Origin of the sequence: Roseovarius aquimarinus, assembly GCF_043661195.1 — a bacterium.
Lineage (GTDB): Bacteria > Pseudomonadota > Alphaproteobacteria > Rhodobacterales > Rhodobacteraceae > Roseovarius > Roseovarius aquimarinus.
Genome location: NZ_JBIHMM010000002.1, coordinates 460,103 through 486,572, shown reverse-complemented (window position 1 = coordinate 486,572; position 26,470 = coordinate 460,103). Strand labels below are relative to the sequence as shown.

General features: G+C 65.9%; 25 protein-coding genes. 11 read left to right on the top strand and 14 right to left on the bottom strand.

Annotation, left to right across the window (positions count from 1 at the left end; genetic code table 11):
• Positions 1-2: 2 nt before the first annotated feature.
• The 7 genes from ACGRVM_RS09815 to ACGRVM_RS09785 all read right to left on the bottom strand — a co-directional run bounded on the left by ACGRVM_RS09815 (position 3) and on the right by ACGRVM_RS09785 (position 6,896).
• Complete coding sequence (locus tag ACGRVM_RS09815; protein ID WP_377170382.1) at positions 3-1,445, bottom strand: CpaF family protein; 1,443 nt, start codon at positions 1,443-1,445, stop codon at positions 3-5.
• Positions 1,446-1,472: 27 nt separating this feature from the next.
• Entirely contained in the window at positions 1,473-2,699 is a 1,227-nt protein-coding gene (locus tag ACGRVM_RS09810; protein ID WP_377170384.1) for an AAA family ATPase, read from the bottom strand.
• Between the two features lie 305 nt (positions 2,700-3,004).
• A complete protein-coding gene (locus tag ACGRVM_RS09805; RefSeq protein ID WP_377170386.1) occupies positions 3,005-3,667 on the bottom strand; it encodes an OmpA family protein in 663 nt (220 codons plus the stop codon).
• 17 nt (positions 3,668-3,684) lie between these two features.
• Complete coding sequence (locus ACGRVM_RS09800) at positions 3,685-5,106, bottom strand: type II and III secretion system protein family protein (RefSeq protein WP_377170389.1); 1,422 nt, start codon at positions 5,104-5,106, stop codon at positions 3,685-3,687.
• A 205-nt stretch (positions 5,107-5,311) separates the two neighbouring features.
• Positions 5,312-6,181 carry a Flp pilus assembly protein CpaB gene (gene cpaB, locus ACGRVM_RS09795; RefSeq protein WP_377170391.1) on the bottom strand — a complete coding sequence of 290 codons (870 nt, stop codon included), beginning with the start codon at positions 6,179-6,181 and terminating at the stop codon, positions 5,312-5,314.
• Between the two features lie 152 nt (positions 6,182-6,333).
• Positions 6,334-6,531 carry a Flp family type IVb pilin gene (locus tag ACGRVM_RS09790; RefSeq protein WP_377170393.1) on the bottom strand — a complete coding sequence of 66 codons (198 nt, stop codon included), beginning with the start codon at positions 6,529-6,531 and terminating at the stop codon, positions 6,334-6,336.
• 164 nt (positions 6,532-6,695) lie between these two features.
• Complete coding sequence (locus ACGRVM_RS09785) at positions 6,696-6,896, bottom strand: Flp family type IVb pilin (protein ID WP_377170395.1); 201 nt, start codon at positions 6,894-6,896, stop codon at positions 6,696-6,698.
• 352 nt (positions 6,897-7,248) lie between these two features.
• Between ACGRVM_RS09785 and ACGRVM_RS09780 the strand changes: the two genes are divergently transcribed.
• Complete coding sequence (locus tag ACGRVM_RS09780) at positions 7,249-8,094, top strand: lytic transglycosylase domain-containing protein (RefSeq protein WP_377170397.1); 846 nt, start codon at positions 7,249-7,251, stop codon at positions 8,092-8,094.
• A gap of 54 nt (positions 8,095-8,148) precedes the next feature.
• Here ACGRVM_RS09780 and ACGRVM_RS09775 read toward each other — a convergent pair whose 3' ends face one another.
• From ACGRVM_RS09775 to tldD, 6 genes are all read right to left on the bottom strand, one after another.
• Positions 8,149-8,787: a 3-oxoacid CoA-transferase subunit B gene (locus tag ACGRVM_RS09775; protein ID WP_377171371.1), complete on the bottom strand. Its 639-nt coding sequence runs from the start codon at positions 8,785-8,787 to the stop codon at positions 8,149-8,151.
• A complete protein-coding gene (locus ACGRVM_RS09770) occupies positions 8,787-9,491 on the bottom strand; it encodes a CoA transferase subunit A (protein WP_377170399.1) in 705 nt (234 codons plus the stop codon). Before ACGRVM_RS09770 ends, ACGRVM_RS09775 begins: the two co-directional genes overlap by 1 nt.
• Positions 9,492-9,615: 124 nt before the next feature.
• The gene (locus ACGRVM_RS09765) at positions 9,616-10,197 is read right to left on the bottom strand and encodes a L,D-transpeptidase (RefSeq protein ID WP_377170401.1); all 582 of its coding nucleotides are present in this window, start codon (positions 10,195-10,197) and stop codon (positions 9,616-9,618) included.
• 130 nt (positions 10,198-10,327) lie between these two features.
• The gene (gene topA / locus ACGRVM_RS09760) at positions 10,328-13,045 is read right to left on the bottom strand and encodes a type I DNA topoisomerase (protein ID WP_377170403.1); all 2,718 of its coding nucleotides are present in this window, start codon (positions 13,043-13,045) and stop codon (positions 10,328-10,330) included.
• A 228-nt stretch (positions 13,046-13,273) separates the two neighbouring features.
• Complete coding sequence (gene dprA / locus ACGRVM_RS09755; protein ID WP_377170405.1) at positions 13,274-14,413, bottom strand: DNA-processing protein DprA; 1,140 nt, start codon at positions 14,411-14,413, stop codon at positions 13,274-13,276.
• 127 nt (positions 14,414-14,540) lie between these two features.
• A complete protein-coding gene (gene tldD / locus ACGRVM_RS09750) occupies positions 14,541-15,962 on the bottom strand; it encodes a metalloprotease TldD (RefSeq protein WP_377170407.1) in 1,422 nt (473 codons plus the stop codon).
• Positions 15,963-16,231: 269 nt separating this feature from the next.
• On the opposite strand from tldD, the gene coxB reads away from it, so the two are divergent.
• The 10 genes from coxB to ACGRVM_RS09700 all read left to right on the top strand — a co-directional run bounded on the left by coxB (position 16,232) and on the right by ACGRVM_RS09700 (position 25,330).
• Positions 16,232-17,122 (top strand): cytochrome c oxidase subunit II, encoded by an 891-nt coding sequence (gene coxB / locus ACGRVM_RS09745; protein ID WP_377170409.1) that lies wholly within the window; start codon positions 16,232-16,234, stop codon positions 17,120-17,122.
• A 118-nt stretch (positions 17,123-17,240) separates the two neighbouring features.
• Positions 17,241-18,197 carry a heme o synthase gene (locus tag ACGRVM_RS09740; protein ID WP_377170411.1) on the top strand — a complete coding sequence of 319 codons (957 nt, stop codon included), beginning with the start codon at positions 17,241-17,243 and terminating at the stop codon, positions 18,195-18,197.
• Positions 18,197-18,373: a hypothetical protein gene (locus ACGRVM_RS09735; protein ID WP_394624046.1), complete on the top strand. Its 177-nt coding sequence runs from the start codon at positions 18,197-18,199 to the stop codon at positions 18,371-18,373. The genes ACGRVM_RS09740 and ACGRVM_RS09735 overlap by 1 nt, the downstream gene beginning before the upstream one ends.
• Positions 18,363-18,962 carry a cytochrome c oxidase assembly protein gene (locus ACGRVM_RS09730; RefSeq protein ID WP_377170415.1) on the top strand — a complete coding sequence of 200 codons (600 nt, stop codon included), beginning with the start codon at positions 18,363-18,365 and terminating at the stop codon, positions 18,960-18,962. The genes ACGRVM_RS09735 and ACGRVM_RS09730 overlap by 11 nt, the downstream gene beginning before the upstream one ends.
• Before the next feature lie 50 nt (positions 18,963-19,012).
• Positions 19,013-19,825: a cytochrome c oxidase subunit 3 gene (locus ACGRVM_RS09725; protein WP_377170417.1), complete on the top strand. Its 813-nt coding sequence runs from the start codon at positions 19,013-19,015 to the stop codon at positions 19,823-19,825.
• Positions 19,826-19,944: 119 nt separating this feature from the next.
• Positions 19,945-20,631 (top strand): SURF1 family protein, encoded by a 687-nt coding sequence (locus tag ACGRVM_RS09720; RefSeq protein WP_377170419.1) that lies wholly within the window; start codon positions 19,945-19,947, stop codon positions 20,629-20,631.
• A gap of 3 nt (positions 20,632-20,634) precedes the next feature.
• Positions 20,635-22,023 carry a threonine synthase gene (gene thrC, locus ACGRVM_RS09715; protein ID WP_377170421.1) on the top strand — a complete coding sequence of 463 codons (1,389 nt, stop codon included), beginning with the start codon at positions 20,635-20,637 and terminating at the stop codon, positions 22,021-22,023.
• On the top strand, positions 22,020-23,282 hold the full coding sequence (locus ACGRVM_RS09710) for a M16 family metallopeptidase (RefSeq protein WP_377170423.1): 1,263 nt from the start codon (positions 22,020-22,022) through the stop codon (positions 23,280-23,282). Before thrC ends, ACGRVM_RS09710 begins: the two co-directional genes overlap by 4 nt.
• The gene (locus tag ACGRVM_RS09705; protein ID WP_377171373.1) at positions 23,282-23,869 is read left to right on the top strand and encodes a GNAT family N-acetyltransferase; all 588 of its coding nucleotides are present in this window, start codon (positions 23,282-23,284) and stop codon (positions 23,867-23,869) included. Before ACGRVM_RS09710 ends, ACGRVM_RS09705 begins: the two co-directional genes overlap by 1 nt.
• 51 nt (positions 23,870-23,920) lie before the next feature.
• Complete coding sequence (locus ACGRVM_RS09700; protein WP_377170425.1) at positions 23,921-25,330, top strand: FAD-binding oxidoreductase; 1,410 nt, start codon at positions 23,921-23,923, stop codon at positions 25,328-25,330.
• A gap of 60 nt (positions 25,331-25,390) precedes the next feature.
• Here ACGRVM_RS09700 and ACGRVM_RS09695 read toward each other — a convergent pair whose 3' ends face one another.
• A complete protein-coding gene (locus ACGRVM_RS09695; RefSeq protein WP_377170427.1) occupies positions 25,391-26,398 on the bottom strand; it encodes an extracellular solute-binding protein in 1,008 nt (335 codons plus the stop codon).
• Positions 26,399-26,470: the final 72 nt, after the last annotated feature.

Here is a 26,470-nt window from a genome sequence, read left to right as displayed (position 1 = left end):
GGTTACTCCGGTTTCACGGGTTCATAGATCGAGGCGGGCAGATCGTAGCCCCAGAGGCGGAACCGCTCGGAGAAGTTGGAGCGCACGCCGGTGGCGGTGAAATGGCCGATGATCTTGTTCTCGGGCGTGAGGCCCACGCGCTGGAAGCGGAAGATTTCCTGCATCGAGATCACCTCGCCCTCCATCCCCGTCACCTCGGTGATCGAGGTCATGCGGCGGCTGCCGTCCTGAAGACGGCTGGCCTGCACGATGAGATGCACGGCGCTGGCGATCTGGCTGCGCACGGCCTTGAGCGGCATCTCGATCCCGGCCATGGCGACCATGTTCTCGAGACGGCTGATGCCGTCGCGCGGGTTGTTGGCGTGGATCGTCGTCATCGAGCCGTCATGGCCCGTGTTCATGGCCTGAAGCATGTCGATCACTTCCTCGCCGCGCGTCTCGCCGACGATGATGCGGTCGGGGCGCATCCGCAGCGCGTTCTTGAGACAGTCGCGGGGGCTCACCTCGCCCTTGCCCTCGACGTTGGGCGGACGGCTTTCCATGCGGCCCACATGGATCTGCTGAAGCTGAAGTTCCGCCGTATCCTCGATCGTCAGGATCCGCTCGGCATTGTCGATGAAGGACGAGAGCGCGTTGAGCGTCGTCGTCTTGCCCGAGCCGGTACCGCCCGAGACGATGACGTTGAGACGGCAGGCGACGGCGGCTTGCAGATAGGCGGCCATTTCTTCGGAGAAGGCGCCGAAATTCACCAGATCGTCGATGCCGAGCTTGTCCTTCTTGAACTTACGGATTGAGACGAGGCTGCCGTCGACGGCCACCGGCGGCACCATCGCGTTGAAACGCGAGCCGTCGGCGAGACGGGCGTCGACATAGGGGTTCGATTCGTCCACGCGCCGGCCCACGGCGCTCACGATCTTGTCTATGATCCGCAGGAGGTGCTTTTCGTCCTTGAAGGTGACGTCCGACAGCTCGAGCTTGCCCGCGCGTTCGATGAAGATCTGGTGCGGGCCGTTGACGAGGATGTCGTTGACCGTGTCGTCCTTCAGCAGCGTCTCGAGCGGGCCGAGGCCGCGCACCTCGTCATAAAGCTCCTGCGTGAGGGTCATGCGATCCTCGCGGTTGAGCACGATGCTGCGCTCCTCGAGCACTTCGGCGGTGATCGCGCTGATCTCGGCGCGAAGGTCCTGCTCGCTCGCCTGGTCGAGCGCGCCAAGGTTCAGGTTGTCCAGAAGCGCGCGGTGCATGTCGAGCTTGATCTCGCCCAGGCGCTCCTTGCGCTTGCGCTCGCGGTCCTGCGGCGCGAGATCGGCCTTGGCCGCGGGCGCGGGACGGCGCAGGCTGGCCGCCGGCGCCTTGGCGGCGGGGGCGGGCGCCTTGGCCGGCTCGGCGGCCGGCTTGACGGGGGTGGCCTGTCCGGCCTCGGGCTTCTTGTAGCGTGAGAACATCGGTCGTTACCTTTCTCGTCGGCGCGCTCAGGCGGCCTCCGCGTCACTCTTGCCGAGCGCATGGATCGAGCCGGCGAGCTTGGCGATCTCCTTGCGCAGCGGGTTTTTCGGTGCCGAATTGGCGAGAGGAAGTCCGTGATCGGCGCCCTGGCTGACCGCCTTGCCGCCATCGGGCAGGTGCAGCTCGATCGAGATTTCGAGGCTTTCGGCCATGCGCTTCACGCGGCTCTTGCCGCTCATGTCGGTGAACTTGGGCGCGCGGTTCATGCAATAGCGCAGCCGCTCGAGCGGCAGATCCTCGGCCTTGAGCGCGCGCTTGAGCCGCAGCGTGTTCTGGGCCGAGCGCATGTCCATCTCGAGCGTCGTGAAATAGAGCTGCGCGGCGCAGAGGACCGTCTCGGACCACTGCACGAGCGTCGTCGGCATGTCCACGATCACGTAGTCGAAATGCGTGCGCGCCTGATCCAGAACGCGACTCACATCCTCGGGGCTGATGATGTCGAGCGGCAGCATCTCGGGCGGGGCGGTCAGCACCCAGAGCCGGTCCTGATAGCTGACCAGCGCCTGTTTGAAGATATCCTCGTCCATCGTCTCGGTATCGGACCACATCTCGAAGACGGGCTCGCGGCGCGGCAGATCGAGGAAGGTCGAGACCGAGCCGAATTGCAGATCGAGATCGAGGATGCACACGCGCGGCGCCTTCTCCTTGGAGGCGTTGGCCAGCTCCCAGGCGAGATTGACCGCGAGCGTCGTCGCGCCCGTGCCGCCGGCGATGCCGTGCACACCGAGGATCACGCCCTCGCCGCCATTGGCGCGGGGGGTGGAGTTGACCGAAGCGGCGGGCTCGGGCGGCTTGCGCAGCCGCTCGATCGCGGCCGCCAGCTCGCCCTCGGGGAGCGGGTAGGGCACGAATTCGTCCGCGCCCTGGCGCAGAAGGCTGTGCAGCGCGGCGGGGCTGACATCGTCGGCGATGAGAATGACCTTGACGCGCAGCTTGCCGGCGAGGGTGATGATCTCGCCGATCAGCGCGAGGTCGGCCTCGTCATCCTCGTCGATGGCGACCGCGATGAATTCCAGCGATTTCGCCTCGAGCTGTCCGAGGAAGGCGAGGGCCTCGGGAAAGCCCAGATCGCCCCAGGCTTCGCCAACCGCCGCTTCCATGTCCTCGATCAGCAGATCGAAATTCGTCACGTCACGGCTGATCGTGCACGCGACAAGCGGGCTGGGTTCGGGTTGATTGGTCGCACTGCTCATTGCGTCATCGTCCTATCTTGCGGACCAAGCGATGTGCGCGGCCTTCGCGTGGGCCGCCGGTGCACAAAGGGCCCGGGTATCCGAAATGCCGGCCCGCGAGTCACAAGCGGGGCGGTTTTTCCTTGTGCCAAACTCACCCAAAATCTGGGCAACAATAGGGCCGCATTATCGTAATTGTGCGTCGGGACGGATCATTCGCGCCCGCGCCGCGCCTTTGTTTCCGCCCGAAAAAAAGACCCGCCGAATTGCGGCGGGTCTGGAGATGTCCCGGCAAGCCGGGCAGGGAGAAACTCTTGCCGTGCGGCCTATTCGGCGGTGACCGATGTGCTTTCGCCCACCATCATCAGATCCGAGGCCGGTTTGGCGCTGTTGACCGTCTCGCGATAGACCACCTGCGCGTATTTGCCGTCCATGATGATCGGATGCGATTTCACGAAGCCCGAAACCTCGGTCACGGTGCGCCGGTTGCGCCGCTCGCGGCCTTGCGTGACGATCAGCGGCTGCGCCTCGCCGAAGGAGACGACCGCCTCGAGCCGTGCGCGGCTGATGCCCTGGCTGGTCAGGTAATCGACCACCGCCCGCGCCCGGCGCATGCCCAGATCCTTGTTGTAGGCGTTCGCGCCGACGAGATCGGTATGGCCGTAGACCTTGAAGCGGACTTCGGGAAACTGGCGGATCCACGCCGCCTGCTCGCGCAGCGTGTCGCGCGCCCCGGCGTCGAGCTGATCCGAGTTGAACGCGAAGTTCACCGTGGTCAGAACCTCGCTCGCGAAGCGGTTGGACAGATCGTAGACATAGCTGCGCTCGCCCGTCATCGCTTGGGTGTTCTGCATCACGGCATTGCCGAAATTGCCGCCATCGACCAGCGCACCCGCCTCGGTGAAATACGAGCGGTAGACTTCGGGGCCGCCGCCGGCGCATCCGGCGAGAGCCAGGATCGGTACGATCGAAAGAGTTTTCCTCATCATGGTCCCCGCTCCCCGCATCAATCCATCACATAGCCGTAAGAGCCGCTGAAGTCCTGATTCGCGACTTCGCCGGCGCCGCCCGTCGTCGGGCGGGCATCGCGTGCCACGCGGCCGTTGAGGAAGAGATCCGCTTCGGAGGGCAGGCGCACCCGGTCGGTCGGCAGGGCAAGGGCCTCGCCGCGTGTCGGCGTGACAAGATGGGCGGTCACGATGATGACGAGCTCGGTCTGCGAGCGCTGGTAATCCGCGCTGCGGAAGAGCGCGCCCAGAACCGGCACGTCCCCGAGCCAGGGCACCTGGCCCGCGTTGTCGCGGAAGTCGTCCTGCAAAAGTCCTGCGATCGCAAAGCTTTCGCCGTCGCGCAGCGCCACCGTTGTCGAGGCATCGCGGCGGCGGAAGCCGCTGATGGTCAGCGTGCCGTTGGTGAAGCCGTTGCTCGAGTCGAGCGACGAGACCGCCGCCGCCATCTCGAGATTGATGATCCCGTCATCGAGAACGCGCGGCACGAAGTTGAGCTCGACGCCGAAGGGCTTGAACTCGACCGTGATCGCGCCGTCTTCCTGGCTGACCGGGATCGGATATTCGCCGCCGGCGAGGAACTTGGCTTCCTGGCCCGAGAGGGCGGTCAGGTTCGGCTCGGCGAGGGTGCGCACGACGCCCTTCGTCTCGAGCGCCTGAAGCAGGATGCCGATCTGCGCGGACCCGGCGTTGAAGCCGAAGAAGGCCGCGCCGTTATTCGCGCCGAGATTGGCCGACGTGCCAGGGGCAACACCCGCGGGGGCCGCGTTCGAGGTGATGTTGTTGGTCGCGACGCCCCCGCCGAGACCGCCGGTCGACAGACCGTCGATGGCGAGCGAGGTCGAAAGGCTCTTGGCGACGCTGCGCTGCATTTCCGCGAAGCGCACCTTCAGCATGACCTGCTGCTTGCCCGAGACGCTCATGAGGTTCGAGACCCGCTCGGGCGCGTACCGCTCGGCCAGATCCAGTGCGCGCTGCATGCGCGGCGCGCTGCTGACCGTGCCCGACATGACGATGCCGTCATTGGCGGTGCGCACCTCGATCTGCTCGTTGGGCAGGATCTGGCGCAGCCGTTCCTTGAATTCCGACACGTCCGCGCTGACCTGCACCTCGACATTCGCGATCAGGCGACCGTTCTCGTCCAGAAGGGTGAGCGTGGTGCGGCCCGGCGACTTGCCGAGCACATAGATGGTGCGGTCCGATAGGGTCGAGAAATCCGCGATCGCGGGGTTCGCGATGCTGAGTTCGGCGAACGGCACGTCGCTTTCGACCACGACCGCGCGGTTCATCGCGATGCTCAGATCACGGCCCGAACCCTTGCGCACGACCTGCAGGTTTTCGGCCTGAACAGGCGCAGGTGCGCTTGAGAAAGAGGCGGTCAACCCGATCAGGGCCGCCGCGAATACATTCGTCATTTTCATGTGACCTGCCTTCCGATCACGCCTCGTTTTTCGGGTCTTGACGCCCAAGATTGAAAATACTGTGCGTCAGTTTTTTCTTTTTATCAAGAATCAATGACACTTAGCGGCGTTTTGTGACTTTTGTGGTGAAAGGGCGTCACTCAAGGCAAAGGGCGCCGCAGGTGCGGCGCCCGTCAAGAAGCGTATCTTTAGAGAGACTTAGCTCTCAATTGGTGCAGGGGATCGGCGTTTCGATCACCTCGGCGCCGCGGCGGGTGCGCACCGTGCATATCTCGGGCGTTTCCATCTCGACCGGGGTCGGTGCGGCGGTGAGGCCCAGAAGCTGGCGCTGATCGACCTCGATCTGCTGGGCCACCACCTCGTCCTCGGTGCCGACGAGGCTGAGCGTCAGGCGGCCCGTTGCCTGGGCCTGTGCCAGAGCGGCGACCTGCTCGGGGCGAACGGTGACGGTGACGGTACGCGCGATGCTGGCCTCCGTGCGGTCGGTGTTGGCCGACTGGTCCACGGCGATCAGCTGCACGTTCGACTGGATGAGCTTGGTCACGTCGCCCTCGCTGTCGCCCTCGGTGCGCACGCCGCCCCGGCCGATATTGCCGGTCCAGTAGACATCGACGCGGTCGCCGGGACGCAGGAAGCCCGAGACGCCGGTGATGCTGTCCACCTGGATGGCGAAGGCGCGCATGCCGCGGCCCAGCTTGCTCGAGATGCCGGCGTCCTGGCCGGGCTCGGTCACCTTGACGGCGAGGATCGCCTCGCCCTTCTCCATCGCGCGCAGCGTCGCGCGGGGCTCTTCATCGCCGCGCGGGAAAAGCTCTTCGGCGGTGCGGAAGACGCCCTCGGGCAGCGACGCCTCGGGGAAGGCGACGAGCTGAACGTCGGTGCTCAGGATGGGGTCGCTGAAATTCAGCGTGCGGGTCGCGACATAGATGTCGACCGTCTTGATCGGCTCGGGGCGCGACTGGCGCTCCTGCTCGAGCTGGGCCTGGTAGCCCGAAATGTAATTCTTTGCCATGTAGACGGCGAAGCCCGCCAGCGCCACGCCGAGAAGCAGTACCAGTCCAAAAATCAAGCGCATGGCTTATCCTTTCGATTCTATCCCGGTGTGCGGGTCCAGCGGTAGGGGCCCGTCCGCCTGCGCGCCATCATGGCGCGCAACAATGGTGACAGTAAGGCGGCCGCGCGGCGAAAACGCGGCACGGCCATGACCTTCGATCGGGCGTTCGCCGCTCAAGGAGTGGTTGAAGCGTTGCCGACGGACTGGCTGGAGACGCCCGAGGCGATGTTCACGGCCAGGGTGTTCACGCCGGTGCGCGCCGATGCGACGGCGGCGACGCCGAGGCCCACGACAGCTGCGGTCAGCACGACCCAGTCGACGGTAATTGCGCCGCTTTCGTCGCGGAGCCAATTGGTAATGAAGTTCGTCATGATATGCTCGCTCTCATTGAATTGGTTGTCATTGCGGATGCAACGCGTGCGCGAGCGATGGTTTGCGGGCGGCGCCACGACACACCTCTAGGGGTGAAAGAGCCGCAAATCGTCGGACTTGCGGCTCTTTGAAGTCAGATCGTCACGTAAGCGTGTCGATGGTATTACGGCGTGGTGGTCGTGCCTGCGCCAACGGTCGTGCCGGTCACGCCCGACGCGATGTTCGTCGCCAGCGTCTGGACCGAACCACGGACGGTTGCCACACCGGCAACACCGAGGCCAACGACGGCTGCGGTCAGAACGACCCAGTCAACGGTCACTGCGCCGTCTTCGTCAGCGCGGAAGTTCTTGATGAAATTGATCATGTGATGTCCCTCCAAAGGATCATGTCTACTCAGGTTTCTCACCGTCTTGCTGGCTGGGCCGCCTCTCTCTGTTGGCCCTCAGCGCCTCGGATGAGTAGTTTTTGCCGGTCAATGAAGGCGCAAATTAGGCACGATTGGTGCGTTTTTGGCGCATCATTGTTTTCATGCCGTATGCTTATTTAAGGCATTGAAATAAAATGAATAAAAATCTGAAAAATTATTGAAAACATCCCTGAAAGGGGTGCGAATCCATCCTGGAAACACGCGTGAATCATGCCGAGACTGGCGCGGTGCTGCGTTTTTTGCGATGATTTGCGCAAAAGAGCATGAGCGCGAACAGGCAGATCACACCGTGAGACATTCCCTCGCCCCTCTTCTGGCGGCGCTGCTGCTGTGCCCGGCCGCCGTGGCCGTCGCAGATCCCGCGCCGTTTCCCGATTTCACCTTCAAGATGGGCAAGCCGCCCAAGCCCGGCACGTCCAAGCGGATCACGGTGCAGATCAAGCCCGGCGATCAGCCCGCACCGGCCCCCAGCACGCCGCGCGCCGGCGAGGGCGCCGAGGCGGAGCCCGCCGCCCCCGGCGCCGCGCCCGCGCGCACGGCGAGCTATGGCTGGTTCTGGGACAAGGTGCCTCCGGGCTATGCCGAGGCCGGCACGCTGCGCTTCGACGAGGCGCTGGGCGTGCTCTCCAAGCCGCCCGCGGGCCAGCGCGCGCCGAGCTACCGGCTCCAGGATCTTCAGGATATCGCGACCGCGCAGGGACAGCACATCCTGACCGCGACGATCGGGACCAACGTCTCGCCCGCCCTGGTGCTGGCGGTGATCGCGGTGGAATCGGGCGGGCGGCGTACGGCGGTGAGCGAGAAGGGCGCACAGGGCCTGATGCAGCTCATCCCCGATACGGCGGCGCGCTTCGGCGTGGCCGACAGTCTTTCGGAAGCCGAGAACATTCGCGGCGGCGTCGCCTATCTCGACTGGCTGCTCAAGGAGTTCGAGGGCGATCCCATCCTCGCGCTCGCGGGCTACAACGCGGGCGAGGGCGCGGTGAAGGCCAACAAGGGTGTGCCGCCCTATGCAGAGACGCGCGACTACGTCCCGAAAGTGCTGGCCGCCTACGACATCGCGCGGGGTCTGTGCAAGACGCGGCCCGAATTCATCTCGGACGGCTGCGCGCTCAACATGGCGCGGGCCAATTGAAAAGGGCGGCGCCCGAAGGTACCGCCCCTTGATCTGTCGCGCGTTCGGAACGCCTCAGACGATCGTCGCCTCGGTCGCGGCGCGGATCTCGTCCTCGGTAACGCCGGTCGCGCATTCCACGATCTTCAGACCGCCCTCGACCACGTCGAGCACGCCCAGATTGGTGATGATGCGGTCCACGACGCCCGTGCCGGTCAGCGGCAGCGAGCATTCCTTGAGCAGCTTGCTCTCGCCCGCCTTGTTGGTGTGATCCATCACGACGATGACGCGGCCCACGCCCGCGACGAGGTCCATCGCGCCGCCCATGCCCTTCACGAGCTTGCCGGGGATCATCCAGTTGGCCAGATCGCCGTTCTCGGCCACTTCCATCGCGCCGAGGATCGCGGCGGCGATCTTGCCGCCCCGGATCATGCCGAAGCTGGTGGCCGAATCGAAATAGGCGGTGCGGTTCAACTCGGTGATGGTCTGCTTGCCGGCGTTGATGAGGTCCGGGTCTTCCTCGCCCTCATAGGGAAAGGCGCCCATGCCCAGCATCCCGTTCTCGGACTGGAGCGTGATCTCCTTGTCGCCGACATAGTTGGCGACCAGCGTCGGGATCCCGATGCCGAGATTGACATACATGCCGTCTTCCAGCTCCTGCGCCGCGCGCTCGGCCATCTGGTTGCGGTCCCATCCTTTGACTTCACCGGACATCATGCTTCCTCCCGCTTGCGTGTCGTGCGCTGTTCGATCCGTTTCTCGTGCTCGCCCTGGATCAGGCGGTGCACATAGATGCCGGGCAGGTGGATGTGATCGGGATCGAGGCTGCCGCGCGGGACGATTTCCTCGACCTCCGCCACGCAGACCTTGCCGCACATCGCGGCGGGCGGGTTGAAGTTGCGCGCGGTCTTGCGAAAGACGAGGTTGCCAGTGTCGTCGGCCTTCCACGCCTTGACGATGCTGAGATCCGCGACGATCCCCCGCTCGAGGATATAGGTCTCCCCATCGAACTCCTTGTGCTCCTTGCCCTCGGCCACCTGCGTGCCGACGCCGGTCTTGGTGTAGAAGCCCGGAATGCCCGCGCCGCCGGCGCGCATCCGCTCGGCCAGCGTGCCCTGCGGGTTGAACTCGATCTCGAGCTCGCCCGCGAGATACTGGCGCATGAACTCGGCGTTCTCGCCCACATAGGAGCTCATCATCTTCTTGACCTGCTTGGTCTGAAGAAGGATGCCGATGCCGAAATCGTCCACGCCCGCATTGTTGCTGGCGAAGGTCAGATCCTTGGCGCCATGCTCCTTGATGGCCTGAAGAAGCAATTCGGGAATGCCGCAGAGGCCAAATCCACCGGCCGCGATGGTCATGCCGTCATGCAGCAGACCCTCCAGCGCCTCGGTTGCGTTCGCATACACTTTTTTCATGAAGAACCCCTCTCAACCACGGTCTCGAGGGTTGTGCGCAGCGGCGCGGCGAGAGTCAATGCCGTCGCCGCGCGCCTGTCTTTTCAGGTGGAGTATCGCCCGATACCCCTTCCGGCCTTGCCGTTCAGATCACCCGCACCTGCATGCCGATGGGCGTGATCGCGAAAAGCTCCTCGATCTTCTGATTGTAGAGACCGATGCAGCCGGAAGACGACCGGCGCCCGATCTTGCGCGTGTCATGCGTGCCGTGGATCAGGTAGGCGGGCCATGTGAGATACATCGCATGCGTTCCGAGCGGATTGCCCGGACCCGGCGGCATGTAGTCGGGAAGCGTCGGGTCGCGCTCCTTCATGCTCTCGGTCGGCGTCCAGTCGGGGCCGACCTTCTTGCGCACGATCTTGGTGTAGCCGGTGCGCGTCAACTCGTCCGTCATCGGCACGGAGGTGGGATAGACGCGGTAATCGGTCGCGTCGGAGTTCCAGTAATGCAGGGCGCGCGAGGCGGTATCGCAGACGATGGCACCGCTGCCGAGGCTATCAAAGTGATCCTGCCAGTTCTGGATCACGAAGCTCGATGCGTTGCGGCGCGTGCCTTCGACATTCTGCGCCCGCACGATCCCCGGCGTGGCCAGCGTGGTCACCGCAGCAGCGCCCCCGATGAGCGCGGCGCGGCGGGTCAGTCCCGATTTATGCCCTTTTTCTTGCATGACTGCGTTCCTCTCAAACTGCCGGGCAGAATCGCTGCCCTTGGCAGGGTAGATGCATATTACCGCGCCGCGTTGCCAATAACAAAGCCGTGTAGTCGCAGGCTTTGCGCCCGGCAGGGTTGCGCACGGCTCAATCCTTGGGTGGCGTCTTGGGGGCGGCCTTCTTGGGCGCCGCCTTTTTGGCGGGCGCTTTCTTGGCGGCGGCCTTTTTCGGTGCCGCCTTCTTGGCCGGGGCCTTCTTGCCCTTGCCCGATTTCGCCGCCTTGGCCGCGATGAGATCCATCGCCATCGCGAGCGTCACATCCTCGGGCGCGGTGTCCTTGGGCAGGGTCGCGTTGACCTTCTCCCATTTGACGTAAGGGCCGTAGCGCCCCTCCATGACCGAGATCGCGCCGCCGCTTTCGGGATGCTCGCCCAGCTCCTTGAGGGGTTTGGCCGCCGTGCGGCTGCGCCCGCCGGGATTGGCGCGCTTCTCGGCCAGAAGCTCGACCGCGCGGTTCATGCCTAGCTCGAAGACATCCGCCGGATCCTTCAGATTGGCGTAAATGCCCTTTGCGTCCTCGGGGCCCTTGTGAAAGACGTAAGGCCCGAAGCGACCGAAATTGGTCGAGATCATGCCGCCCTCGGGATGCTCTCCGATCTCGCGCGGCAAGCTCAGGAGCGTGAGCGCCTTCTCGAGATCCATCGCCTCGGGTGCCCAGCCCTTGGGCAGCGAGGCGCGGGGCGGCTTCTTGTTCTCCTCGGTCGCCTCGCCGCGCTGGACATATGGGCCGAAGCGGCCCGACCGAAGGCTGATCTCATCGCCGTCATCGACGCCCAACACCCGGTCGCCCGCTTCGGCGGCCTCCGCGCCGATGGGGCGCGTGTAGCGGCATTCGGGATAATTGCCGCAGCCGACGAACCCGCCCGATTTCGACGTCTTGAGGTGAAGCTTGCCCGTGCCACAGAGCGGGCAGGTGCGCGGATCGCTCCCGTCTTCGCGCGGCGGGTAGAGCGTGGGCGCCAGCGCCTCGTCGAGCACGTCGAGCACCTCGGCGATGCGCAGCTCGGACGTCTCGGCGATGGCGGCGGAGAAATCGCGCCAGAAGCGGTTCAGGATTTCCTTCCAGTCGGCCTCGCCCGCGCTGACATGGTCGAGATCCTCCTCGAGATCGGCGGTGAATTCGTAGCCCACGTATTTCTTGAAGAAATTGAGCAGGAAGATCGTGACGATGCGCCCCTTGTCCTCGGGGATCAGGCGGTTGCCGTCCTTGCGCACATATTCGCGGTCCTGGATCGTCGTGACGATGCTGGCATAGGTCGAAGGGCGGCCGATGCCGAGCTCCTCCATGCGCTTGACCAGCGTCGCCTCGGTATAGCGGGGCGGCGGCTGGGTGTGCGATTGCAGGCCCAGAACGGCGGCGTTCTCGGACAGGATCGCGGCGTCGTGGCGCAGCGCGGACTTGCTCTTGGACGCCGCGCTGTCCTCGGACTTGTCGGCCTTCTGGAACTGCTCGCGCAGGCCCGATTTGCCGAAGACCGCCTTGTCGCCTTCCGAAATCTGCGGCAGGCGCGCGTCCTCGCCGCTCTCGTCCACGTCGTCGCGGCCTTCCTCGTAGACGCGCAGGAACCCGTCGAAGAGCACGACCTGGCCCGTCGCCCGCAGCCCGACCTGACCGTCATCCGAGCCGATCTCGACCGTCGTGCGCTCGAGCCGCGCGCCGGCCATCTGGCAGGCCAGCGTGCGCTTCCAAATCAGATCGTAGAGGCGCGCCTGATCGCGGTCGCCGATCTTGAGCGCGGCGGCGTCCTTGGATATCTCGGTGGGGCGGATGCATTCATGCGCTTCCTGCGCGTTCTTGGCCTTGTTCTTGTAGATGCGCGGCTCCTTCGGCACGTAGTCCTTGCCGTAGCGATCCGCGATGGCCTCGCGCGCGGCGCTCACCGCCTCGGGCGCCATGTCGATCCCGTCCGTTCGCATATAGGTGATGTGCCCCGCCTCGTAGAGACGCTGCGCCGCGCTCATCGTCTGGCGCGCGCCCATCCCGAACTTGCGGCTGGCCTCCTGCTGAAGCGTCGAGGTCATGAAGGGGGCCGACGGGTTGCGGCTGGCCGGTTTCGCCTCAACGGAGGTGACTTTCAATGCGCGCGACGACACCGCCTGCACGGCCATCTCGGCCTGCGTGGCGTTGGCCAGATCGAATTTCTCGAGCCGCTTGCCCGCCAGCGTCGTGAGCCGCGCCTCGTATTCCTGCCCGCGCGGCGTCGCGAGCAGGGCCTTGACGGACCAGTATTCGCGGGGATTGAACGCCTCGATCTCCATCTCGCGCTCGACGATGAGGCGCAGGCAGACCGATTGCACGCGGCCCGCCGACTTGGCGCCCGGCAGCTTGCGCCAGAGCACGGGGCTGAGGTTGAAGCCGACGAGATAGTCGAGCGCGCGGCGGGCGAGATAGGCCTCGACGAGCGGCGCATCGACCTGCCTCGGGTTGGCCATCGCCTCGGTCACGGCCGTCTTGGTGATCGCGTTGAAGACGACGCGGCTGACGGGCGTGTCCTTGGTGATCGCCTTGCGCTTGCGCAGCGCCTCCTCGAGATGCCAGCTGATCGCCTCGCCTTCGCGGTCGGGGTCGGTGGCGAGGATGAGCGCGTTGTCCTCGGCCAGCGCGTCGGCGATCGCCTTGACATGCTTGCGGCTGTCGGCGCCCACCTCCCATTTCATGTCGAAACCGTTATCGGGATCGACCGAGCCGTCCTTGGGCGGCAGATCGCGCACATGGCCATAGGAGGCCAGAACGGTGTAGCCCGCACCGAGATACTTGTTGATGGTCTTTGCCTTGGCGGGGGATTCGACGACGACGACGGGCATGCAATTCCTTTTCACTCTCTCGCTTCGGCACGCGCCCCAGGCGGGGCGCGGGGCGCGGAGCAGGGCACCTTCCGGGCACGCGTTCCGCGCCGAAATCGCCGCGATCTTCCTCGCCGCGAAGGTCCGATTCCCGGCGCGATAGCCGAAGGTCGGCCCGAGCCGCGCTTATGGCGGCGCAACATGTGGTGGTGCAAGGGGAATTGTCAATGAGCCGCCGGGCGGCTTCTTTCACTCGGCAAGCGACAGAAGGCCCCCCGCCTGCCGCCGGATGCGCCCGTCGAGCTCGAGATCGACGAGCGCGGGGGCGACGGTGCGGGCGGGCGCCGCCAGATCGCGGATGAGCTGATCCTCGGCCAGGGGCGAGGGGCCGAGCCGCTCGAGAATGCGGCTGTGAAGATCGGCCGTCTCGCGCAGATCGCGCGTCTCGGGCTGCGGTGCGGGGATCGTCTCGGGCGGCGTGTGCGCGGGTTCGGTCGCGGCGGGCAGGGCCTCGATCACATCGGCGCCCGAGCGCACGAGGCGGGCGCCGTCGCGGATCAGCATGTTGCACCCGGCGGCGCGCGCGTCGAACGGATGGCCCGGCACCGCCAGCACCTCGCGCCCCTGATCGAGCGCCTCGCGCGCCGTGATGAGCGAGCCGGACTTGGCCGCCGCCTCGACCACGATCACCGCCTGCGCGAGGCCGCTGATGATCCGGTTGCGGCGCGGGAAATGGCGCGCCTGCGGCACCGTGCCCATCGGCATCTCCGACAGGCGCAGCCCGCAGCGCAGGATATCCGAGGCGAGACGGGCGTTCTCGGCGGGATAGATGACATCGACGCCGCCGGCCATCACGGCGATCGTGCCACCCTCGAGCGCCGCGGTATGCGCCGCGGTGTCGATCCCGCGCGCGAGGCCCGAGACGATCACATGACCATCCTTCGACAGCTCGGTCGCCAGCGCCCGGGCCATCCGCGTGCCGAGCGACGACGCGTTGCGCGCGCCGACCATCGCCAGCATGGGCCGCGCCAGCGCCCCGAGATCGCCGATCGCCCAGAGAAGCGGTGGCGGGTCGGGGATGTCGCGCAGCGCGGCGGGATAGAGCGGATCGGTCAGGCACAAAAGCTCGGCCCCGGCCATGCGCGCGGCGCGCATCTCGGCCAAGACGACGCACTCGGGGCAGATCTCGTAATCGTCGATCCCGGCGGCGCGTGCCACCTCGGGCAGCGCCCGAAGCGCCGCCTGCGCGGTGCCGTGCTCGGCCAGGAGGCGATAGAAGGTCGCGATCCCGACGCGCCGGGAGCGCAAGAGGCGAAGCCACGCGACCCGATCATCTTCCGTGGTGGGTGGGAGTGGGGGGTGAGTGGAAGGATGTGTTTCCTCGGACATCATGGCTCCGCCTGCTTGCAGAATCATGTCTAGCGCACGGGTGGTTAACATGCCGTAAACCACGGCCCGCACTTCATCTTGGAAAAAATACTCGCACCCGGCGCGTCACTCCGCGCCGCCGCCCGGCTCAGCTTCCCGAGCCGCCCACGGTCAGCCCGCCGATCATCATCGTCGGCTGGCCCACGCCCACGGGCACCCACTGGCCCGCCTTGCCGCAATTGCCGATGCCGGGATCGAGCGCCGGATCGTCGCCCACCGCGCGGATCTTCTGAAGCGCCGTCGCGCCGTCGCCGATCAGCGTCGCGCCCTTCACGGGCGCGCCGACGACGCCGTTCTTCACGCGGTATGCTTCGGTGCAGGAAAAGACGAACTTTCCGTTGGTGATATCGACCTGCCCGCCGCCGAAGCCCACGGCGTAGATGCCGTCCTTGAGATCGGCGACGATATCGCCGGGCGCCGTGTCGCCGCCCAGCATGTAGGTGTTGGTCATGCGCGGCATCGGCACATGCGCATGGCTCTGGCGGCGCCCGTTGCCCGTGGGCTCCACGCCCATGAGGCGCGCGTTCTGGCGGTCCTGCATGTAGCCGACGAGGATGCCGTCCTCGATCAGCACGTTGCGCCGCGAGGGCGTGCCCTCGTCGTCGATGGTGATGCTGCCGCGCCGGTCCGGGATCGTGCCGTCGTCGAGCACCGTGACGCCCGGCGCCGCGATGCGCTGGCCCATGAGGCCCGCGAAGGCCGATGCGCCCTTGCGGTTGAAATCACCCTCGAGCCCGTGCCCGATGGCCTCGTGCAGCAGGATGCCGGGCCAGCCGGGGCCGAGCACGACGTCCATGACACCGGCGGGCGCCGGCTCGGCCCGCAGGTTGACGAGCGCGATTCGCAGCGCCTCGCGCGCCTTGCCCTGCCAGCCCTCGGGCGCGATCAGCCCATCGAGACCGACGCGCCCGCCGCCGCCCGCCGTGCCCTGCTCGCGGCGGCCGTCCTCCTCGACGATGACCGACACGTTGACGCGGCACATCGGGCGCACATCGCGCAGATGCGTGCCGTCGGCGCGCAGGATCTCGATCTCCTGGCAGGAGGCGGCGATGACGGCGGTGACCTGCACGACGCGCGGGTCGAGCGCGCGGGCGAAGGCGTCGATCTCGCGCAGCGTCTCGATCTTCACCGGAAAGGCGGCGCCGGCGATGGGATCGTCGTCGCTGTAAAGCCGCGTGTTGGTCGGCTGGGGTGAGGGGGCCATTACGCCGCCGCCATCCCCGACCGCGAGCCGGGCGGTATCGACGGCGCGCGCCAGCGCCGCTTCGGAAATGTCGGACGCATGGGCGTATCCCACCGCCTCGCCGCGCACGGCGCGCAGACCGAACCCTTCGGCGGCGTCATAGCTCGCCGTCCTGACGCGCCCGTCATCGAGGACGAGCGACTCGCTGCGCGCGCGCTCGAGAAAGAGCTCGCCATCGTGGGCGCCCGCCACTGCGCGGCGCAGCGCGGCGAGGGTCGCCTCCTTGTCCAGATTGTCCTCGAAGGGGCGAAATGCCGTGCCTGTCATGGGGTCCGTCCTGATCCTTGGGGCGGGGCGCGCCCGCGGCGGTCGCGCTTCCGGTCCTGTCGCCGCGACGCCGTGCCGCGGTCCTTGCGACGAAAACGACGCGTGAATTTGACCGAAATCAAACGAAGCGTCCGATTGCCGCAACCGTCATTCTTGTCTCACGGGCAGATATATGGTTTTAACGCGGCAAGATACAACGGGGCTGGTCCCCGCGTGGCCCCGTGCCGCGAGTTCGATACCATATCCGCTTCAACCGATCAGGGTGCCATATGCGATACATTTCCTCCTTGCTTGCCACGATGGCGGCATTTACCGCGCTTCCCGCCATCGCCCAGGACGCGCTGTCGCAAGCCGATCTCGAGATCGTGGGCAAGCCGACGCCGGGGGGAATCGGCTTTCAGCCCGCCGCGACCGAGCTGGCCAGCGACATTCACTGGCTGGACGGCATGGTTCTGGTCATCATCACGATCATCACCCTCTTCGTGACGGCGCTGCTCGCCTATTCGATCATCCGCTTCAACCGCCGCGCGAACCCGAAGCCCGCGAATTTCACGCACAACACCCCGATCGAATTCGCTTGGACCGTCGTGCCCATCCTGATTCTCTTCTTCATCGGTGCCTTCTCGCTTCCGGTGCTCTTCAAGCAGCAGGAAATTCCCGAGGCCGACATCAACATCAAGGTGACGGGCTACCAGTGGTATTGGGGATATGAGTATACCGACCATGATTTCGGCTTCGAAAGCTTCATGATCGGCGACGGCAAGGTTCTGAACGACGAAGTCATCGCGGAGCTTCAGGAGGCGGGATATACCGCCGACGAGTTCAAGCTTGCCACCGACACCGCCGTGGTCGTGCCCGTGGGCAAGACGGTCGTGATGCAGGTCACCGGCGCGGACGTCATTCACAGCTGGACCATCCCCGCCTTCGGCGTGAAGCAGGACGCGGTTCCCGGCCGCCTTGCGCAGCTCTGGTTCAAGGCCGAGCGCGAGGGCGTCTATTTCGGCCAGTGCAGCGAGCTTTGCGGCAAGGATCACGCCTATATGCCGATCACCGTCAAGGTCGTGAGCCAGGAAGTCTATGACGCATGGCTCGAAGAGGCGAAGGCCGAGTACGCGAGCCTGCCCGCGCAGGACACCTATAAGGTCGCATCGGCGCAATAAGCGACCGACGCGGCAGCGTGGCCCGATCCGCCCGCCTCGGCAATCGCAGGGGCGGGCGGGCGTTATGCGACCCCTTAGCCGAAAGCTGCCCGCGCGCAGCCCGTGACCGGAGTTCGACATGAGCGATGCAAGCCTCAACGCCAGCCAGTCCAAGGCGGGATCCGCAGAGCCGCAAGAGGCGGGCTTCTCGGATTTCTTCGCGCTTCTGAAGCCGCGCGTCATGTCGCTGGTGGTGTTCACGGCGCTGGTCGGCCTTCTGGCCGCGCCGGTGGGCGTGCATCCTGTGGTGGGCTTCACGGCGATCCTCTTCATCGCCATCGGCGGCGGCGCCTCGGGCGCGCTCAACATGTGGTGGGACGCCGATATCGACAGGATCATGAAGCGGACCAAGGGCCGGCCCATCCCGGCGGGCCGCATCACCGAGGGCGAGGCGTTCGGTTTCGGCATCGCGCTTTCGGGCATTGCGGTCATCATGCTGGGCCTTGCGACCAACTTCGTCGCGGCGGGCCTTCTGGCCTTCACCATCTTCTTCTACGTCGTCATCTACTCGATGTGGCTCAAGCGCTGGACGCCGCAGAACATCGTGATCGGCGGCGCGGCGGGCGCCTTTCCTCCGATGATCGGCTGGGCCGCGGCGACGGGTTCGGTCGGCATCGAGGCGGTGCTGATGTTCGCGCTGATCTTCATGTGGACCCCGCCGCATTTCTGGGCGCTCGCGCTCTTCATGAAATCCGACTACGACGAGGCGGGCGTGCCGATGCTCACCTCGACGCATGGCCGCCGCGTGACGCGCAATCACATCCTCGCCTACACGGTGCTGCTGGTGCCGGTCTCCTTCGCGCTGGTCTTCACCTCGATTGGCGGTCCGGCCTATCTCGTGGCCGCGATCGCGCTCAACGCGCTCTTCCTGCGCGGGGCGTGGCGCATCTGGCGCCGCGACGAGACGATGGCCGAGGCGGACGGCTACGGCGTCGAGAAGACGGTGTTCAGACACTCGCTCTACTATCTCTTCGGCCTCTTCGTCGCGATCCTTATCGATGCCACGTTGCGCGGCTTCGGCGTCTGGAGCGTCTGATGGCCTTTTTCCGCAAAAGCCACGAAATGCACGAGCGCCGGTTCAGCCGGAATCTGGGCCTCGGCCTTGTTCTGGCAGCATTTGTCGCATTGGTTTTCGGCCTGACCGTCGCCAAGGTCAGTCAGGACGATTTCGCAATCCCCGAGACGGGCACAGGAGGCGCATATGGCAACTGAAGGTGACACCAAACGCAGGAACACGCGCAAAACAGTGCTGCAACTCGTCGGCGTCGTGGTGACGATGGGCGCATTGGCCTGGGCCTCGGTGCCGTTCTACGATTGGTTCTGCCGCGTCACCGGTTTCGGCGGCGCGACCGGCGTGGCCGAAGCCGAGTCGGACGTGATCCTCGACAAGACGATCAAGGTGCGCTTCGACGGCAGCCTCGAGCGCGACATGGCCTGGAGCTTCAAGCCCATGCAGCGCGAGATGGAAGTGCGCATCGGCGAGACCGGACTGGCCTTCTACGAGGCCTACAACCCGACCGACCGCCCCATCGCGGGACAGGCCTCCTACAATGTGACGCCCTACGAGGCGGGCGGCTTCTTCGAGAAGATCGAGTGCTTCTGCTTCGTCGAGCAGGTGCTCCAGCCCGGCGAGCGCGTCGAGATGCCTGTGACCTTCTTCGTCGATCCCGAAATCGTGGACGACCGCGATGCGAAATACACGCACACGATCACGCTCTCCTACACATTCTACGAGATCGACCTGCCCGAGCAGCAGGCCGCACTTGCGAATGACGCTGAAACGGGTAGAACCGTCAACTGACGCGGCTCTGCCGGCCGCACAAGATAAGCCCGACCACGAGGGAGCCTGACATGGCACAAGAAAAGAACCACGACTATCACATCCTCACCCCGTCCGTCTGGCCCTTCTTGGGCGCGGTCGCGGGCTTCGTCATGCTGTTCGGCGCGGTGCTTTGGATGTCGCCCGCCGTCGAGAACAACCAGCCCTGGCTGTTCCTGATCGGCTTCGTGGGTGTGCTCTACGTCATGTATGGCTGGTGGGCCGAGACCATCGCCGAGAACAAGGCGGGCGATCACACGCCGGTCGTGCGGATCGGCCTGCGCTACGGCTTCATCATGTTCATCATGTCCGAGGTCATGTTCTTCGCCGCATGGTTCTGGAGCTTTTTCAAGCATGCGATGTATCCGATGGGCGAGCTGTCGCCCGGCATCGACGGCGTCTGGCCGCCCGCGGGCATCGAGACCTTCGATCCCTGGCACCTGCCGCTGATCAACACGCTGATCCTCCTTTGCTCGGGCGCGGCGGCGACATGGGCGCACCATGCGCTGGTGCATGAGAACAATCGCGCGGACATGAAGAAGGGCCTTCTTCTGGCCGTGGGTCTGGGCGTTCTCTTCACGGGCTTCCAGATCTACGAGTACACCCATGCCGCCTTCGGCTTCTCGGGCAACATCTACGGCGCGAACTTCTTCATGGCGACGGGCTTTCACGGCGTCCATGTCGTGATCGGGACGATCTTCCTCTTCGTGTGCTACCTGCGCACGGTGAAGGGTCACTTCACCCCCGAGAATCACGTCGGCTTCGAGGCGGCGGCCTGGTACTGGCACTTCGTCGACGTGGTCTGGCTCTTCCTCTTCGCCGCGGTCTATATCTGGGGCCAGTGACGCGGGGGCCGAGGCGGGCGCCTCTCGCCAGCTCCGGCGCTCTCGGCGAGAGTTTCCATGGAATGATGAAAATGCGGGGGGCGCGCCTTCCGCATTTTCGGTTTGAGGGATGAGGGTTCATGCGGCGTCTGGTGGTGCCATTGATGATCGGTCTGATCGGGGCGGGCATCCTGATCGGCCTCGGGACGTGGCAGGTGCAGCGCCTTGCGTGGAAGGAGGGCGTGCTGGCCGAGATCGAGGCGCGGCTCGCGGCCGAGCCAGCGCCGCTGCCCGCGGAGCTCAGCCCCGAGGCGGACAGGTATCTGCCGGTGATCGAAACGGGCACGCTCACGGGCCCTGAACTCCACGTGCTGGTGGGAGCGAAGGAGCTCGGCGCCGGCTATCGCCTGATCCAGCCCTTCGAGACCGACACGGGCCGGCGCATCATGGTGGACCGTGGTCTCATCCCGCTCGAGGCCAAGGACGCGCCACGGGACGGCGGCCGCGCGACACTTAGCGGCAACCTGCACTGGCCCGACGAGATCGACAGCTACACGCCCGAGCCGGACCGGGAGCGCGGTATCTGGTTCGCGCGGGACGTGCCCGCGATGGCCGAGACGCTCGGGACCGAGCCGGTGCTCCTCGTCCTGCGGCGCCAGGAGGGCGGGCCGGGCGGCGATATCACGCCATTGCCGGTGGACACCGGCGCGATTTCGAACAATCACCTGCAATACGCGATCACCTGGTTCTCGCTCGCCGCGATATGGCTGGTGATGACGGGGTATCTGATCTGGCGCATCACGCGCCGCCGCGAGACGAAAGGCTAGGCCATGAGATACGTATCGACGCGGGGCAAGGCCCCCATCCTCAGCTTCGAGGAGGCCATGCTGACCGGCCTCGCGCGCGACGGCGGCCTCTACCTGCCCGAGACGATCCCGCAGATGAGCCACGCCGATATCGCCGCGCTCGCGGGCCTCAGTTACGAAGAGGCGGCGTTTCGCGTGATGCGGCCCTATATCGGCGACGCCTTCACCGATACCGAGTTCCAGGACATCATCGCGCGCGCCTATGCCGGCTTCGCGCATGCCGCGCGCGCGCCGCTGGTGCAACTGGCGCCGGGTCATCACCTTTTGGAGCTGTTCCACGGCCCGACGCTCGCCTTCAAGGATTTCGCGATGCAGCTGATCGGCCAGCTTTTCGAAGCCTCGCTGACGCGCAGCGGGAGCCGCGTGTGCATCGTGGGCGCGACGAGCGGCGATACCGGCTCGGCCGCGATCGACGCGTTCCGGGGGCTGGAGGCGGTGGATGTCTTCATCCTCTACCCGCATGGCCGCGTGAGCGAGGTGCAGCGCCGCCAGATGAGCACGCCCGGAGAGGCGAATGTCCACGCGCTCGCCGTCGAGGGGCATTTCGACGATTGCCAGGCCCGCGTGAAGGACATGTTCAACGATTTCGAATTCCGCGACGCCGTGGGCCTTGCGGGCGTCAATTCGATCAACTGGGCGCGGGTTCTGGCGCAGGTCGTCTATTACTTCACCTCCGCCGTCGCCCTGGGTGCGCCGCATCGCAAGGTGAGCTTTACCGTGCCCACCGGCAATTTCGGCGATATCTTCGCGGGCTACATCGCCAAGCGCATGGGCCTGCCCATCGACCGCCTCGTGGTGGCGACGAACCAGAACGACATCCTGCATCGGTGCCTTTCGGGGGGCGACTACACGCCCGACGGCGTCATCCCGTCGATCAGCCCGTCGATGGACATTCAGGTCTCCTCCAATTTCGAGCGCGCCCTGTTCGAGGCCTATGGCCGCGACGGAAGCGCCACGGCGCAGCTCATGGACGAGCTGAAATCGGGCGGCTTCACCGTCAGCCAGGGCGCGCTCGAGGCGCTGCGCGAGAGCTTCTCGTCTGGGCGCTGCGACGAGGACCAGACCCGCGCCGCGATCCGGCGCACATGGAACGAGACGGGCGAGCTGCTCTGCCCGCACAGTGCCATCGGCGTGCATGTGGCCGAAGAGCACCTGAAGCCCGATGTGCCGATGATCACGCTCGCCACCGCGCACCCGGCCAAGTTTCCCGCCGCCGTCGAGGAGGCCAGCGGCCAGCATCCGCCCTTGCCTGCCCACATGGCCGACCTTTATGACCGCGAGGAACGCATCACCGAGTTGCCCAACGATCTGGGCGCCATCGAATCTCTGATAAAAGAACGGACCGCCCATTGAGCGTCAATCTCACCACCCTTCCCAACGGCTTTCGCATCGTGACCGAGAACATGCCGGGGCTGAAATCCGCGGCGATCGGCGTCTGGGTTCTGGCCGGGGCGCGTAACGAGCTGCCGCAGCAGAACGGCATCGCGCATTTCCTCGAGCATATGGCCTTCAAGGGCACGAAGCGGCGCAGCGCCTTGCAGATCGCCGAGGCGATCGAGGATGTGGGCGGCTATATCAACGCCTACACGAGCCGCGAGGTGACGGCCTATTACGCCCGCGTGCTCGAGCAGGACGTGCCGCTCGCGCTCGATGTGGTGGGCGATATCCTGCGCAACTCGGTCTTCGACGTCTCCGAGATCGAAACGGAGCGCGGCGTGATCCTTCAGGAGATCGGGCAGGCGCTCGACACGCCCGATGACATCATCTTCGACTGGCTGCAGGAGAAGGCCTATCCCGACCACCCGCTCGGCCGCGCCATCCTCGGCCAGCAAGAGGGCGTCGCGCGGTTCAGCCGCGAGGATCTGACCGGCTTCGTCGATCAGCATTACAATCCGGGCCAGATGGTGCTCTCGGCGGCGGGCGCCGTCGATCATGAGGCGCTGGTGAAGGCTGCCGAGCGCATGTTCGGCGACATGACTCCCAAGGAGGTGCAGGAGGCGCCTCGCGCGCAGTTTCGCGGCGGCGAGAGCCGCACTGTCAAGGTGCTCGAGCAGGCGCATATGGCGCTGGCCTTCGAATCGCCCGACTATGGCGATCCGGCGATCCACGCGGCGCAGATCTATTCCACCGCGCTCGGCGGGAGCATGTCCTCGCGCCTCTTTCAGGAGATCCGCGAGAAGCGGGGCCTGTGCTACACCATCTACGCGCAGGCGGGAGCCTATGCCGATACCGGCATGATGACGATCTACGCCGGCACCTCGGGCGATTCCATGGCCGGTCTGGCCGAGATCACCATCGACGAGATGAAACGCGCCGCGAGCGACATGCGCCCCGACGAGATCGAGCGCGCGCGGGCGCAGATGAAGGCGGGCCTTCTGATGGGGCTGGAAAGCCCGAGCAACCGGGCCGAGCGCCTCGCGCGGATGATTCAGATCTGGGGCCGCGTGCCCGGCGTCGAGGAGGTGGTCGAGAAGATCGATGCCGTGACGCTGGCCGATGTGCGCGCCATCGCCGAGCGCACCGTCGCTGAGGCGCCCGCCGCGCTGGCGCTCTATGGCCCGGTCGAGGACGCGCCGACGCTGGAGGCTCTGCAGACCCGGCGCGCTGCGTGATGCTGCTGACGCGGCGCAAGATCCGTATCGAGACCGAGCGGATGAGCCTGCGCCAGCCGATGATGAGCGATTTTCGGGACTGGGCGCATCTGCGCCGCGTCTCGGCTGATTTCCTGACCCCGTGGGAGCCGACATGGGCCGCCGACCATTTGTCGCGCAAGGGTTTCACCAATCGCGTCTATTGGGCGCAGCGCAGCATTTCGGGCGGCACGGCGCTCCCGCTTTTCCTCATCCGGCGCGAGGACGAGCGCCTTCTGGGGGCCATCACGCTCGACAATATCCGGCGCGGTCCGAGCCAGTCCGGCACGCTCGGCTATTGGATCGGCGAGGCCTATGCGCGGCAGGGCTACATGCGCGAGGCGATCCCTGCGGTCGTGCATTACGCGTTCGACCGGCTCGACCTGAGCCGGATCGAGGCGGCGTGTCTGCCGTCGAACACGGCGTCGCGCGGCCTTCTGGAGAAATCCGGTTTCAAATACGAGGGCGTCGCGCAGAGCTATCTTCAGATCGGCGGGCGCTGGCGCACGCATGTCCTTTATGCCGCGCTGCGCGGTGATCGGCGCGGGCGCAGCGACGCGGGGCTTTGAGCGCCGCTTTTGCCATTTGCGGCCCCTGCGCGCGGCGCTAGGATCGGACGCATGAGCGATCCCGCCGATTTTCTGTCCCGTCTCTCCGGCGCCTTGCCCGCCGCCGCGCTGCGCGCGGTCGCGCCGCGCTACCTCTCCGAGCCGCGCGGGCGCTGGGAAGGGCGGGCCTGCGCCGTCGTCGCGCCCGGAAGCGCCGAGGAGGCGGCGACCGCGCTCCGGCTCGCCTGCGAAGCGCGCGTGCCGGTCATCCCCTATGGCGGGGGCACGGGCCTCGTCGGCGGGCAGGTGGCGCAAGGCGGGGCCGCGCCGCTGCTCGTCAGCCTCGAGCGGATGACGCGCATCCGCGAGGTCTATCCGGATGAAAACGTGATGATCGTCGAGGCGGGCGCGATCCTGTCAGACGTGCATGACGCCGCCGAGAAGGCGCACCGCCTCTTTCCGCTCAGCATCGCGGCCAAGGGCAGCGCACGGATCGGCGGGCTGCTGGCCACCAACGCGGGCGGCGTCAACGTGCTGCGCTACGGTAATGCGCGCGATCTGTGCCTCGGGCTCGAGGCCGTGATGCCGTCGGGCGAGGTCTGGCACGGGCTGAAACGGCTGCGCAAGGACAATACGGGCTATGATCTGCGCAATCTTCTGATCGGCTCCGAAGGCACGCTCGGCCTCATTACCGCCGCGTCGCTCAAACTTGCGCCGCGCCCGGCGGGCGAGGGCACCGCGCTGATGGTGGTCGAAGGGCCGGCGGCCGCGCTGCGCCTCTTGTCGATGGCGCGCGATCATATGGGCGAGGGGGTCAGCGCCTTCGAGCTGATGCACCGCGAGGGCCTGAATTTCCTTGCCGAGACGATGCCGCAGGTGCGCCAGCCCTGGGAGGCAGCGCCCGAATGGTTCGTGCTGATCGACGTGGGCCTCGCGCGCGGGCTCGATCCCGCGGGCGCGCTCGAGGCGCTTTTCGAGGCGGCGCTGGAGGCGGGGCTGGTCAGCGACGGCATGATCGCGCAGTCCGAAGGACAGCGCACGGATTTCTGGACCATCCGCGAATCCATCCCCGAGGCGAACCGCCATATCGGCGCCATCAGCTCGCATGACGTCTCCCTGCCGCTCGGCGCGGTGGCCGAGTTCGTCGCTGCGGCGCCCGGCGCGCTTGCCCGGATCGGCGCCTTCCGCATCAATTGCTTCGGCCATCTGGGCGACGGAAATCTGCATTACAACGTCTTTCCGGTGCCGGGCCGCAGCCGCGTCGAGCACGAGGATCAGCGCGATGCGATCAAGACATGCGTGCATGACATGGTTCACGCGCTCGGCGGTTCGGTCAGTGCCGAGCACGGTATCGGCCGGCTCAAGGTGGGCGATCTCGAGCGCTATGGCGATCCAGCCAAGCTTGCGGCGATGCGCGCGATCAAGGCTGCGCTCGATCCGGCGGGGATCATGAATCCGGGCGCCGTCCTGAGAGTGCTCTGAGGCGCCAAAGAAAAAGCGGGCCCGAAGGCCCGCTTTGACATCTCTCGATCAAGCAAAAACTTAGGGCCAGTTGACCTCGTTGAAGATCGCCTGCGCCTCTTTCGCCTTCGAGGCGAAGACGGCCGTCGGCGTGGTGGTGTCGGCCTTGAACTCGCCGAGACGGTCGGTGCTCTCGTTGGTGACGCCCTCGACTGCCGGATACTCGTTGTTCTGGCTTGCGAAATGCGTCTGGGCGAAATCGCTGGTCAGGAATTCGAGCAGCGCCTTGGCCTCTTCTGGGTTGGGCGCGGATTTGGCCATCGCGGCGGCGGTCAGGTTCACATGCGTGCCGCGACCGTCCTGGTTGGGCCAGACCCAGCCGATATTGTCGGTGTTAGACGTCAGCCCTTCGACCTCTTCGCTGAAGGCGCGCAGGTAGTAGTAGTGGTTCGACACCGCGATGTCGCACTCGCCCGAGACGATCCCGAGAAGCTGATCGGTATCGCCGCCCTGCGGCTCGCGCGCCATGTTCTCGGCCACGCCCGCGGCCCATTCCTTGGCTGCCTCGGCGCCATCGGCCTCGATGATCGAAGCGAGCAGCGACTGGTTGTAGATGTTCGTGGAGGAGCGGATGCAGATCTGGCCTTCGTATTGCGGATCGGCCAGCGCCTCGTAGGTCTGCGGCGGGTTCTCGACGCGGTCCTTGGCGTAGAAGATTATGCGTGCGCGCTGGCTGACGCCGAACCACAGATCGTCCGGGTGACGCAGGTTCGCGGGAATAGCCTCGTTGATGACCTCGGAATTGTAGGGCTGGAGGATCTCGGTCTCCTCGGCGCGCGCCATGCGGCCCGCATCGACGGTGATGAACACGTCCGCCGGGCTGTTGTCGCCCTCGGCCTCGAGACGCGCGATCAGCTCGTCGGCCTTGCCTTCGATGCGGTTGACCGTGATGCCAGTCTCTTCGGTGAACTTGTTGTAGAGCGCATCGTCGCTGTCATAGTGGCGCGAGGAGTAGACGTTGACCTCTGCGGCCATGGCGGTGCCGGCCAGCGCGACCAGCGACGTGGCGAGGGTGAAAGAGCGTAGCATGGACGAGAATCCTTTTATTCTGACAAAATTCATCAACTACATCTCTTTTCCGACAAAAAGAGTCAAGCGTCG

Coding starts and splice junctions, on each gene's coding strand:
- ACGRVM_RS09815 (WP_377170382.1), bottom strand. CDS start 1,445: ATGTTCTCACGCTACAAGAAGCCCGAGGCCGGACAGGCCACCCCCGTC.
- ACGRVM_RS09810 (WP_377170384.1), bottom strand. CDS start 2,699: ATGAGCAGTGCGACCAATCAACCCGAACCCAGCCCGCTTGTCGCGTGC.
- ACGRVM_RS09805 (WP_377170386.1), bottom strand. CDS start 3,667: ATGATGAGGAAAACTCTTTCGATCGTACCGATCCTGGCTCTCGCCGGA.
- ACGRVM_RS09800 (WP_377170389.1), bottom strand. CDS start 5,106: ATGAAAATGACGAATGTATTCGCGGCGGCCCTGATCGGGTTGACCGCC.
- cpaB (WP_377170391.1), bottom strand. CDS start 6,181: ATGCGCTTGATTTTTGGACTGGTACTGCTTCTCGGCGTGGCGCTGGCG.
- ACGRVM_RS09790 (WP_377170393.1), bottom strand. CDS start 6,531: ATGACGAACTTCATTACCAATTGGCTCCGCGACGAAAGCGGCGCAATT.
- ACGRVM_RS09785 (WP_377170395.1), bottom strand. CDS start 6,896: ATGATCAATTTCATCAAGAACTTCCGCGCTGACGAAGACGGCGCAGTG.
- ACGRVM_RS09775 (WP_377171371.1), bottom strand. CDS start 8,787: ATGTCCGGTGAAGTCAAAGGATGGGACCGCAACCAGATGGCCGAGCGC.
- ACGRVM_RS09770 (WP_377170399.1), bottom strand. CDS start 9,491: ATGAAAAAAGTGTATGCGAACGCAACCGAGGCGCTGGAGGGTCTGCTG.
- ACGRVM_RS09765 (WP_377170401.1), bottom strand. CDS start 10,197: ATGCAAGAAAAAGGGCATAAATCGGGACTGACCCGCCGCGCCGCGCTC.
- topA (WP_377170403.1), bottom strand. CDS start 13,045: ATGCCCGTCGTCGTCGTCGAATCCCCCGCCAAGGCAAAGACCATCAAC.
- dprA (WP_377170405.1), bottom strand. CDS start 14,413: ATGTCCGAGGAAACACATCCTTCCACTCACCCCCCACTCCCACCCACC.
- tldD (WP_377170407.1), bottom strand. CDS start 15,962: ATGACAGGCACGGCATTTCGCCCCTTCGAGGACAATCTGGACAAGGAG.
- coxB (WP_377170409.1), top strand. CDS start 16,232: ATGCGATACATTTCCTCCTTGCTTGCCACGATGGCGGCATTTACCGCG.
- ACGRVM_RS09740 (WP_377170411.1), top strand. CDS start 17,241: ATGAGCGATGCAAGCCTCAACGCCAGCCAGTCCAAGGCGGGATCCGCA.
- ACGRVM_RS09735 (WP_394624046.1), top strand. CDS start 18,197: ATGGCCTTTTTCCGCAAAAGCCACGAAATGCACGAGCGCCGGTTCAGC.
- ACGRVM_RS09730 (WP_377170415.1), top strand. CDS start 18,363: ATGGCAACTGAAGGTGACACCAAACGCAGGAACACGCGCAAAACAGTG.
- ACGRVM_RS09725 (WP_377170417.1), top strand. CDS start 19,013: ATGGCACAAGAAAAGAACCACGACTATCACATCCTCACCCCGTCCGTC.
- ACGRVM_RS09720 (WP_377170419.1), top strand. CDS start 19,945: ATGCGGCGTCTGGTGGTGCCATTGATGATCGGTCTGATCGGGGCGGGC.
- thrC (WP_377170421.1), top strand. CDS start 20,635: ATGAGATACGTATCGACGCGGGGCAAGGCCCCCATCCTCAGCTTCGAG.
- ACGRVM_RS09705 (WP_377171373.1), top strand. CDS start 23,282: ATGCTGCTGACGCGGCGCAAGATCCGTATCGAGACCGAGCGGATGAGC.
- ACGRVM_RS09700 (WP_377170425.1), top strand. CDS start 23,921: ATGAGCGATCCCGCCGATTTTCTGTCCCGTCTCTCCGGCGCCTTGCCC.
- ACGRVM_RS09695 (WP_377170427.1), bottom strand. CDS start 26,398: ATGCTACGCTCTTTCACCCTCGCCACGTCGCTGGTCGCGCTGGCCGGC.